Source organism: Nitrosomonas sp. Nm33, from assembly GCF_900107265.1.
GTDB lineage: Bacteria > Pseudomonadota > Gammaproteobacteria > Burkholderiales > Nitrosomonadaceae > Nitrosomonas.
In genome coordinates, this window is record NZ_FNPJ01000089.1 from 1 (window position 1) to 10,270 (window position 10,270).

8 protein-coding genes and 1 pseudogene are annotated in these 10,270 nt (G+C 43.8%); 4 read left to right on the forward strand and 5 right to left on the reverse strand.

What is annotated here, in order from left to right; all coding sequences use genetic code 11:
- From BLV54_RS15755 to BLV54_RS13400, 3 genes and pseudogenes are all read left to right on the forward strand, one after another.
- Positions 1-89: pseudogene (locus tag BLV54_RS15755) on the forward strand (cytochrome C554); the annotation flags it as partial.
- Positions 90-306: 217 nt separating this feature from the next.
- A complete protein-coding gene (locus BLV54_RS13395) occupies positions 307-1,086 on the forward strand; it encodes a hypothetical protein (RefSeq protein ID WP_090572137.1) in 780 nt (259 codons plus the stop codon).
- Between the two features lie 41 nt (positions 1,087-1,127).
- Complete coding sequence (locus BLV54_RS13400) at positions 1,128-2,591, forward strand: DEAD/DEAH box helicase (protein ID WP_090572138.1); 1,464 nt, start codon at positions 1,128-1,130, stop codon at positions 2,589-2,591.
- Here the strand turns inward: BLV54_RS13400 and BLV54_RS13405 are convergent, their stop codons facing one another.
- The 5 genes from BLV54_RS13405 to BLV54_RS13425 all read right to left on the reverse strand — a co-directional run bounded on the left by BLV54_RS13405 (position 2,592) and on the right by BLV54_RS13425 (position 8,112).
- Positions 2,592-2,927, reverse strand: coding sequence for a putative signal transducing protein (locus BLV54_RS13405; RefSeq protein ID WP_090572139.1), 336 nt, complete (start codon positions 2,925-2,927; stop codon positions 2,592-2,594).
- 272 nt (positions 2,928-3,199) lie between these two features.
- A complete protein-coding gene (lspA, locus tag BLV54_RS13410; protein ID WP_090572140.1) occupies positions 3,200-3,664 on the reverse strand; it encodes a signal peptidase II in 465 nt (154 codons plus the stop codon).
- 142 nt (positions 3,665-3,806) lie between these two features.
- Positions 3,807-6,626 (reverse strand): isoleucine--tRNA ligase, encoded by a 2,820-nt coding sequence (ileS, locus tag BLV54_RS13415; protein WP_090572141.1) that lies wholly within the window; start codon positions 6,624-6,626, stop codon positions 3,807-3,809.
- 23 nt (positions 6,627-6,649) lie between these two features.
- A complete protein-coding gene (locus BLV54_RS13420; RefSeq protein WP_090572142.1) occupies positions 6,650-7,606 on the reverse strand; it encodes a bifunctional riboflavin kinase/FAD synthetase in 957 nt (318 codons plus the stop codon).
- 74 nt (positions 7,607-7,680) lie between these two features.
- A complete protein-coding gene (locus tag BLV54_RS13425) occupies positions 7,681-8,112 on the reverse strand; it encodes a group III truncated hemoglobin (protein ID WP_090572143.1) in 432 nt (143 codons plus the stop codon).
- Between the two features lie 318 nt (positions 8,113-8,430).
- On the opposite strand from BLV54_RS13425, the gene BLV54_RS13430 reads away from it, so the two are divergent.
- The gene (locus tag BLV54_RS13430) at positions 8,431-10,041 is read left to right on the forward strand and encodes an NAD-dependent malic enzyme (protein WP_090572144.1); all 1,611 of its coding nucleotides are present in this window, start codon (positions 8,431-8,433) and stop codon (positions 10,039-10,041) included.
- Positions 10,042-10,270 lie beyond the last annotated feature (229 nt).

Genomic DNA, 10,270 nt, shown 5'->3' on the forward strand with positions numbered 1-10,270 from the left:
TGGATGGTGCTTTCGAGGGCGAGCCTAAATTCAAGTATCACGATGAATTCCAGGCAAGTGCCAAAGTAGGTGAAAAAGGAAAAGAGTAAAACTGTTTATTTTTGATAAAATCTCATCAATATCTATCTATGCTGGGGAAATAAAATGATTTCTCCAGCTGGTTTTCTTATAGCCTCTGTTATCTTCTTCCAAAAGAGGATAACAGAGTGTTTACTTTGTACAATATTCCTTGATGCAAATGTAAAGCACAAAGGCTACATGCCCGTCGAAAGTGATGGGCTTTTTTCATCTCCACTAAGGTAGAAAATGCTTCGTTATTTCCCCGCGCCTGATGCTGTTTGTGTCCATAAGAAGCGAGATTACTTCATTGCTGCTCTTACTTTCTTTTGTGTGGCGGTAAGCCTAGTTATTGACGCTCATGCAAATTTGACCATACAAAAACTGCTGGGAGTCATAGCCTGGATATTCTTAATTGGATTATTGGTAGGTGAAAATAAAGAAATAAGAATTCAAGTAGCGCTTGCTGTGGCATTTGCGACTGCAGGTGAGCACTTTGCGTCTGTTTATATGGGGGGATATACCTACAGATTTGAAAATGTGCCCTTATATGTACCTCCAGGACATGGGATGGTTTATTTAACAGCTGTCGCGTTGGCTCGCTCAGGCTTTTTTCTTAAATACGCAAGGAAAATCGCTTCATTCGTTGTAATTGTATGCGGCATCTGGTCGCTTTGGGGAGTGAGTGGCATCCCCGAACAGGGAGATCAAGTAGGGGCAATATTATTTTGTGTGTTTCTTATTTATCTATTCAAAGGTAGATCTCCCATGGTTTATCTTGCCGCTTTTTTTATCACTACTTGGTTAGAGTTGATTGGCACAGCTGCTGGAACATGGTATTGGGCGAAGCTTGAGCCCATTTTTAACTTATCACAAGGAAATCCTCCCAGTGGTGTTGCTGCTTGGTACTGCCTCGTTGATGCAGTAGCTATTGGGGGCGCACCTCTTGTCCAAAATGCCATGAATAAATTTGGTGAGTGGCTAAAAACCGATAAATCTAAACGTAGTATTCAACAGGAGATAGAATAATCAAACAATATTTAGATTCAGTCGCAAAGACTGAGCAGCTTATGAATAACCCTGCAGCATTTGATCAATTAAATTTATCAGATGAGCTTTTGCGAGCAATCGCAGATCAGGGGTATGTCAAACCTACCCCAATACAAGCTCAAGTTATACCACATATCCTTGATGGCAAAGATATCATGGGGAGTGCCGAAACAGGCACAGGAAAAACGGCTAGTTTTACATTGCCCATGTTACATCGATTGCAAACTCACGCAAATTCTAGTACTTCACCAGCTAGACACCCTATTCGAGCATTGATACTTGCACCTACACGTGAACTCGCTACGCAGATACATGATAATGTGAGAAGCTACGGAAAATATTTGCAATTACGAAGCACTGTTATTTTTGGTGGTGTCAGCATCGATCCTCAAATTAAGGAATTGCAAGCTGGAGTAGAAATACTGGTCGCAACACCTGGTCGTTTACTGGATCACATTGAGCAGAAAACGATCAATCTATCCAAAGTAGCAATTTTAGTTCTGGATGAAGCCGATCGTATGCTCGATATGGGTTTCCTGCCAGATATCAAGCGTATTCTCATGTTGCTTCCTCCGCAGCGGCAGAGCTTGATTTTTTCTGCTACTTTTTCAGAGGAAATTAAGCAACTTGCTGACAAGTTACTGAAGCAGCCAATTTTAATCGAGGTGGCAAAACGCAATGCGATCAATCAATCCATCTCGCACATAGTCCATTTAGTTACACTTGAACGCAAGCATGAATTATTGGTGCAGTTAATTAAACAAAATGATCTTAAACAGGTTCTGATTTTCGTTAGAACTAAACAAGGTGTAGATCGGCTAGTCAAACAACTTTCGCAGTATGATGTGATGGCGACAGCGATTCATGGAGACAAGAATCAACAACAACGTACCCAAGCGCTCAATGATTTTAAAGAAGGGAAAATCCAGGCATTAGTTGCTACCGATGTAGCCGCACGAGGGCTGGATATTGAGAGCCTTGCTTATGTAATCAATTTCGAGTTACCGACTGTTCCAGAAGATTACATCCATCGGATTGGACGAACGGGTCGTGCGGGAAGCAAAGGAAATGCCATTTCGTTGGTCAGCGAGAGTGAAAAGGAATTTCTCGTGGGTATTGAAAGGCTACTCCAAACAAAATTGACTGTGACGAAAGTGAATGGGTTTGAAGCTGAGAAGAGTAATTATTCGGTTTCATCGCGAGCTACTAATCGTCAACGGCATGATGGTAAGTCAATGCATCATAAAGCTGGCTTAGACAGGAGTAATAATGGTCAGATAGGTAAGCCACAGCCAACTCCTTACGGAAGAAATAAACCATCTCGACCGGTCGATCCGATCTTTACTCAACCATATGTACCTATGGCGTTGATAAAGAAGTTAGACACGGCTGATAAAGTTTCTCATTCTATCCGCCAACCGAGTAAGAAAGTTATTCCGGCACTCTTTGCGCCGCCTGTTATTGATAAACATAAACAAGAGTAATCAAGTGTCATTTAACTGCAAATGCACAATTTCCAATCCTTCACCGCATTGCCAGCATAACTGAAAATTTCGTGGATTTTGCTCACGGCATACTGGACAATATACATATCCTTCCTCAACTGATGTGCTTTCGTATGCGTCGATAATCGATCGTGCTTTTTTGAGATCGTCGTCTTGCATAATCCATACCTCAGGGTACGCATGGGTAAAGGGAATTTCCCCTACCCCACCTTGGGCATGGGTATTAAATAGCTTTGCTGGTATATAAGCATGTTCTAACAAGCAAAGGATCATCTGTGCTTCGATCAGATTGCTGGCAGAATAGAGCTTTTTCATATCATAAGTATAAAATCAAACTAAATAGTTTTGTGTTAAAAATTATGTATTTTCCTATTGGAGATTAGAATTAGACATCGCCAGAAGAACTCGAAGTTACTTTACTCAGTCAAGGGCAGTACCCAAACAAATAATGCGAGATGATTCTAGGGAATTTCCTAAAGAGGGTATGATGTATACGGATATATAGAGCCAACTAAAGTAAGATTGCAGTAATTTTTGTTGGCAATCTACATTTTTTATGGCAAACCATCTATGTTGTTTTGTAGTATTTACGGACCTTTCGACCGGAAACTATCATAAATGAGTAATGCCGCTCCGATAAAAATTGCTGAATCCGCAATATTAAATGCAGGCCAGTGATAGTTGCCAAGGTAGAAATCAAGAAAATCAATCACGTGTCCCAGTGTGATGCGATCCCATAAATTTCCGAGCGCACCGCCCAATACAAAGCTTAGGGCGAGACAAAACAACTTACTGGCTGCGTATTTATACAATAGAAAGATGATCACTATTGAAGTAATCAGTGCAATACCGCTTAAAAGCCAGCGTTGCCAGCCGGAAGCATCGCTCAGGAAACTAAAGGCTGCACCTGGGTTATAGGTGAGCATTAAATTAAAAAAAGAAGTGACCGGAATCGGCTGACCATAGAACAGCCTGGATTCTACCCAGTACTTGGTGGCTAAATCTAGGACTAATATGACGAATGCAATTGCCAGACAATAATAGAGTTTCATTGGATGAGTGTTATGATCAGCGAATAAGATTAGTGAAGTTATTCCATTTTTGAATCAAATCTGATTTTATTGGCTTCTCCCTGTCGTATTATTTATATTGTCTGCGGCTTGCCTTCGTGTCATGTTTGATTGGGAATTGGAATTAGGCATGGCGTCGTTGCTCTCCCGACCCAAGAAGATTGGATAAGCATCGATCACACAAGGTAGGATGATCCGTGTTGTGACCGATATCCCGACGATAATGCCAGCAGCGTTCACATTTGGCGTACGGACTGGCTGTCACTATGATATTTTCTTTCTCGGTGCTGGATGCTTGATGCAACTGTACCTCAGAAGTAATCATGACGAAGCGTAGATCATTTCCAAGTGAGTTAAGTAGCGCAAAATCTTCTTCCGTTGCATGGATAACTACAATGGCGGCCAGGGATGAGCCGATCGTGCCTTGTACTCGTGCTTCTTCCAGTTTTTTCAGCACTTGTGAGCGTAGTTGCCGCAGCCGTTCCCAGCGCTGGAGCAGTCTGTCTGTTTCTGCTGGCGATTGCGAATACACGGGAAAGCTGTGCCAAGTATGTAAAAGCACGCTATCTTCCGGTGAGGTTGTCAATTGTTCCCAAACTTCTTCAGCAGTGAAACTTAAAATCGGGGAAAACAAGCGCACGAGGCTGTGGGCGATATGATACAGCGTATTCTGCGCAGAGCGACGCGACACGCTCCTGGCTGCAGTAGTATATAGCCGGTCTTTCAGGATATCCAGATAAAATCCACCTAAATCTTCCGAGCAGAAATTATGTAATGTATGCACGATCTGGTGGAACTCATAACGTTGGTAGAGAGCGGTAAGATCGTTTTGCAACGCCTCGGTATAAGCCAGCATATAACGATCGATTTCCAACCAGTCATCGATCGGCAAGCTATCTGTCGCAGAATCATAATCGGCTAGATTAGCTAACAGAAAGCGCAGTGTGTTGCGAATACGCCGATAGGTTTCAACGGTACGCTTAAGGATTTCATCGGAAATGAATAACTCGCCCGAGTAATCAGCCGAAGCTACCCACAGGCGCAGAATATCTGCGCCTAAGGTATCCGCGATTTTTTGTGGCGAGATCACATTTCCCTTGGATTTACTCATTTTGTGACCCTGACCATCCACGACGAAACCGTGTGTCAGTAAGGCGTAATAAGGAGCGCGGCCATCCATGGCACAACCTGTCAGCAATGAGGACTGGAACCAGCCGCGATGCTGATCCGAGCCCTCTAGATAAAGATCAGCTGGATGATTGAGCTGCGGATCGTGTCTCAGTACAGTGTCATGCGTGGTACCGGAATCAAACCACACATCCAGTGTATCACTCAATTTATGATAATCCTTGGCCTCATCACCTAGCAAAGTCGCGGCATCCAGTTTGAACCACGCTTCAATGCCGTGCTTTTCTACTTTCTGGGCGATGATCTCCAATAATTCAAGCGAGCGAGGATGCAAAGCATGCGTTTCTTTGTGTGCTAAAAATGTCATGGGCACACCCCAGTTCCGCTGACGCGAAATACACCAATCCGGGCGATTTTTGATCATTGCTTCCAGGCGAGCGCGACCCCACGTTGGAAAGAAAGTGGTTTCATCGACGGCTTTCTTGGCGAGCTCTCGCAATGATGTTCCTGCAGAGGAAGAACTCGCGTGATGTGTTGCATTCATGCCGATAAACCACTGCGGTGTTGAGCGGAAAATAATCGGTGTTTTGTGCCGCCAGCAATGTGGGTAGCTGTGTTCAATTTTTTCGCTATGCAACAAATGATGATTGGCTTTCAATGCATCGATGATGACATCGTTGGCTTTCCAGACAAACAGACCACCCACCAGCGGCGTGGTACTGTTGAATTTACCGTCACCACTGACAGGGCTATCACTGGCTAATCCATATTGCTGACCAATGAAGTAGTCATCCAGCCCATGTGCAGGAGCAGTGTGAACTAAGCCCGTACCAGCTTCCTGCGTGACGTGTTTGCCGCAGATGATGATTACGGTGCGTGCATCGAATGGATGGTGCAGTGGCAGATTCTCCAGCTCACGTCCTTTACAGGTAGCAAGCGTTTTACCTTCGGATTGATAGCGCGTTAAACATGCTTGCTTGAGTCCAGCCGCCAGGATCAAGAGTCCTTGCGGAGTATCGATCAGTTCATAATCGAAATCTGGATGCACGCAAACGGCTTGATTGGCGGGCAATGTCCATGGAGTAGTCGTCCAAATGACAGCATAGGCTTTTTTGTCTGACGGTATCGATACTCCGAATGGTTTAGCAAGCGGATGTTTAGCACCATCATCGCAAACGATTTCAAAGCTGACATCAATCGCAGGTGAGGTTTTATTTTCGTAATCAACTTCTGCTTCGGCTAGCGCAGAACCGCAATCGATACACCAATTAACCGGCTTTTGCCCTTGATAGAGATAACCATTTTCATAAATCTTACCGAGCGCCCGAATGATACCGGCTTCAGTTTGGTAATTCATGGTGAGATAAGGATGTTCCCAATCACCTAATACGCCCAGCCGAATGAAATCAACCTTTTGCCGCTCGACTTGCTCTTGAGCAAAAGCACGGCAGAGTGCACGTACTTGATCGGGTGGAAGGTTTTTACCATGCTTTTTTTCGATCTGGTGTTCAATGGGTAAGCCATGACAGTCCCAGCCTGGAACATAAGGTGCATCAAAGCCAGTCAGCGTTTTGCTTTTGATGATGATGTCCTTGAGGATTTTGTTGACGGCATGGCCGATATGGATATCTCCATTGGCATAAGGTGGACCATCGTGCAGAATAAATTTAGGGCGGCCCTGACTAGCGGCGCGAATTTTCTGATAAAGCTGTTTCTCTTGCCAGGCTTTAAGCATATGGGGTTCCCGCTTGGCAAGATCACCACGCATCGGAAAAGGGGTATCGGGTAAATTGAGTGTTTTTTTGTAGTCAGTCATGGAGTGTTGATCCGGTTTTTTTACTATGAAACGAGGTCTGCCTGAGTTGAGAAATAGTTTTTTGCCTCCTCGACATCTCGTTCTATTTGCCTGGTGAGCGTAATTAAATCAGGGTATTTTTCCTCATCTCTGAGTTTGTGCAGAAAATGTACGCGTAAATGATGGCCATAAATCTCTTTACAGAAATCAAATAAATGAACCTCCAGAACGGGTTCACTCTTTGCATGAGTGGTCGGTCGTATTCCCAGACTTGCTACACCACGCATCGTTGCAGGGAAAGGTGAGTTGGCTTCGCTACTGATTTCAACTACGAAAATACCCATCAGAGGAGGGCGATTATGTTTTAACTGGATATTGGCCGTGGGAAATCCAATTTGCTTCCCCAATTTATCACCGTTCACGACACGCCCACTAATGCTGTAGGGGCGTCCTAGTAATTGTTTAGCAAGATCCAGATTGCCGCAAGCCAATGCTTCCCGTATAGCGGTACTCGATACGCGTAAACTATTCACACTAAAGTTGGGCATGATCTCTACTTCAAAGCTGCCAGATCTTTGTGAAAATATTTTTAGCATCTCAACGTTACCTGCACGGTGAGCGCCGAAACGGAAATCTTCTCCGACCAGTAACCAACGAACAGCAAGCTCCTCTTGAAGAATGCGTGTTATGAAAGATTCTGCATCGATTTTTGCGAAATCATGATTGAAGCGGTAAATATGAACGCGATCTATGCCTGACTCTGCCAAGAGTTCCAATTTCTCACGTAAGCTTGTAAGACGTGTTGGTGCTTGCTGAGGAGCAAGAAATTCACGCGGATGAGGCTCAAACGTCATGACACAAGAAGCAATGTTCAATTGATTAGCTACTTGTTTCAGACGTGCAAGCATGGCTTGGTGACCTAAATGCACCCCATCAAAATTACCTATGGTCAATGCTACAGGCGCTTCTGGTCTAGGTGAGGCCCTTCGGCAAACTTGCATGATACGGAGTTGATTACTGGAAAAGATATCGTAGTTATTACTTCAAATGATCAAGTCTGGCTTATTTAATTAAATCAATGCGTTTTAGCAAAAAGCTCGGTAGGCTGTTGATCTGGAAAGTTGCTCATTTGATAACCAAGCCATAATCTGCCTGCAATAAAAGTAGCAACGGTATCTGCGTGATGCTTCAATACAGGATTGCCCAATTCAAGAGTGGTTTCTTTAAATAACTGCAACCATCGTTTAAAGAGAGCTGCATTGAGTTCTGGGAGAGCAATATGTTTCGGCATGGGAGCGCCTCGGAAGCGGCTAGTACCGCGCAGCTGCGCCGACCAGAAATTGATCATTTGAACGAAATGCGCGTCCCAATCAATCACGTGCTCTTCAAAAATTGGCCCAAGGCCAGGATCTTTTCTCGCTTTCGCGTAAAAATTATGAACTAACTGTGAGACTTCTTCTTCAGTATAGAGATCCGGATGAGGTGTAGGTATGGAATGTGCTGTCATAGTTATAATTATATTGATTGATTAAAAATTATCTTGCAACAGTGCGAAACCAATCCTTTGGGTCTCGACGTATGCTGTAAGATGTGTGATGATAAGTATATAGTTTCTTTCCGAATTTTCCTGCTAGTTTATCGGTTACAGTATAGATTGTCTAACCAGGTATCTTGATGTTAGAACAGCTGACTTAAGGGCATTAAGAATAGGTGTTATGTATTTTTGCCGAAAATATCATTATGTATAGAAAATAATTATAACAAAATAGCATAAGGCAATTTCAAACGCTTTAACCCGATATATTCATATAACGAGGCGGTCGAGATGAAGTTATTGCGAGGGAAGTCATTGCTGGATGATCCTGCTCAAAATAAATCAACTGGTTTTTCACGCGAAGAGCGAAAACAGTTTGGTTTGCGAGGCTTGTTACCTTATAAAGTAACGGATATCAAAACGCAGCAAGAACGAGTGTTAGGTAATCTGCGCCGGAAAAATAGCGATATTGAAAAATATATTTTTCTAAATAGCTTGCTGGAGCGGAATCAGCGATTATTTTACCGAACTATGATCGATCATCTCGATGAGATCATGCCTCTAGTTTACACCCCTACTGTAGGTGAAGCTTGTAAGCAATTTGCTCATATATATAGAAGGTCACAGGGTTTTTATATTACCCCGGAAGATCGCGGAGAGATCACCGCGATACTTGATAACTGGCATGAGACGGATATCCGTATCGTGGTAGTTACGGATGGGGAGAGGATATTGGGGCTTGGCGATTTGGGCGCTAACGGTATGGGGATCTCGATAGGCAAAACTGCTTTGTATGTGGCGTGTGGAGGTATCCATCCGGCACAATGCTTGCCAGTGATGTTCGACGTTGGAACGAATAATCAAATATTGCAGGAAGATTTGCTTTACTTGGGCTACCCTCATCCGCGGTTGACAGGAACTGCTTATTTGTCATTGGTTGATGAATTTGTTCAGGCCGTTCAGACAAAATTTCCCAACGTTCTGATTCAATTCGAAGATTTCAAAAGTCAGAATGCTTTTGATCTTCTTGATCGTTATCGAAAACAGGTGCGCTGTTTTAATGATGATATTCAAGGTACTGCAGCGGTCACGCTTGCGGGTGTCTATACTTCTTGCCGGATAACGCGCAAGCAATTTGCTGATCTAAAAATTATGTTACTTGGAACGGGTTCAGCAGCAACCGGTATCGCTGAATTGATGGTCCCAGCATTTTGTGCAGCTGGTCTCAGTGAGGAGCTTGCAAGATCTAGACTTTCGTTTGTGGATAGGCAAGGACTAGTGGTATCAAGTCGTGAGTACTTTAAGCCACGCATCAGACCTTTTGCCCACGACCATGCTCCAGTAAATTTTCTGGAAGCGATCGAAAGCATTCAGCCAGACGTTCTCATCGGAGCGACTGGTGTGGCCGGTACATTTAATGAGGCGATTATTAGAAAAATGGCGCAATTCAATGAACGACCGGTCATCATTGCATTGTCCAATCCTACTTCTCACACAGAATGCACTGCTGAAGAAGCCTATCGATGGACTGACGGGCGAGCCATCTTTGCCAGTGGTAGCCCTTTCCCGGCTTACAGATTGGGTGAGAAACTATTTAAACCAGCTCAGGGGAATAATGCTTATATCTTTCCAGGTGTTGGGCTCGGTGTAATAGCCAGTAGAGCCCGACTGATCACAGACAGTATGTTCATGGTTGCAGCCAGGGTGCTCGCAGACATGGTCTTACCCGAGGAGATTGAGGCAGGTTCAATTTATCCATCACTTAACCGTGTTCGCAGCGTTTCTCATGGTATTGCAGTAGCCGTTGGTCAGGTTGCTCAGCAAGAAGGACTCGCAGAGAACGTTCTTCCTGAGGATCTAGCCACATATGTTCGTTCGCTAATGTATGAACCCAATTATTGAATTTTTATGGCATTCCGGAATCATGAAGGCAGTCCTAAAGCAAGCCGATTAAGCATTTGATGACAAATCAGTATGATTTAAAGGCTGTTTAGAGCGCTACGCAATCTCAAAAATATTCCAGCTCGAATCAAAAGTATAGCCAATCACATATAAATTGATTATAATTTGTGAATGACCTATCCAGTATCATTTCGCCGTAAGGTATTATCCGTTCGAGAGAAGGATGGCC

Coding starts and splice junctions, on each gene's coding strand:
- BLV54_RS13395 (WP_090572137.1), top strand. CDS start 307: ATGCTTCGTTATTTCCCCGCGCCTGATGCTGTTTGTGTCCATAAGAAG.
- BLV54_RS13400 (WP_090572138.1), top strand. CDS start 1,128: ATGAATAACCCTGCAGCATTTGATCAATTAAATTTATCAGATGAGCTT.
- BLV54_RS13405 (WP_090572139.1), bottom strand. CDS start 2,927: ATGAAAAAGCTCTATTCTGCCAGCAATCTGATCGAAGCACAGATGATC.
- lspA (WP_090572140.1), bottom strand. CDS start 3,664: ATGAAACTCTATTATTGTCTGGCAATTGCATTCGTCATATTAGTCCTA.
- ileS (WP_090572141.1), bottom strand. CDS start 6,626: ATGACTGACTACAAAAAAACACTCAATTTACCCGATACCCCTTTTCCG.
- BLV54_RS13420 (WP_090572142.1), bottom strand. CDS start 7,606: ATGCAAGTTTGCCGAAGGGCCTCACCTAGACCAGAAGCGCCTGTAGCA.
- BLV54_RS13425 (WP_090572143.1), bottom strand. CDS start 8,112: ATGACAGCACATTCCATACCTACACCTCATCCGGATCTCTATACTGAA.
- BLV54_RS13430 (WP_090572144.1), top strand. CDS start 8,431: ATGAAGTTATTGCGAGGGAAGTCATTGCTGGATGATCCTGCTCAAAAT.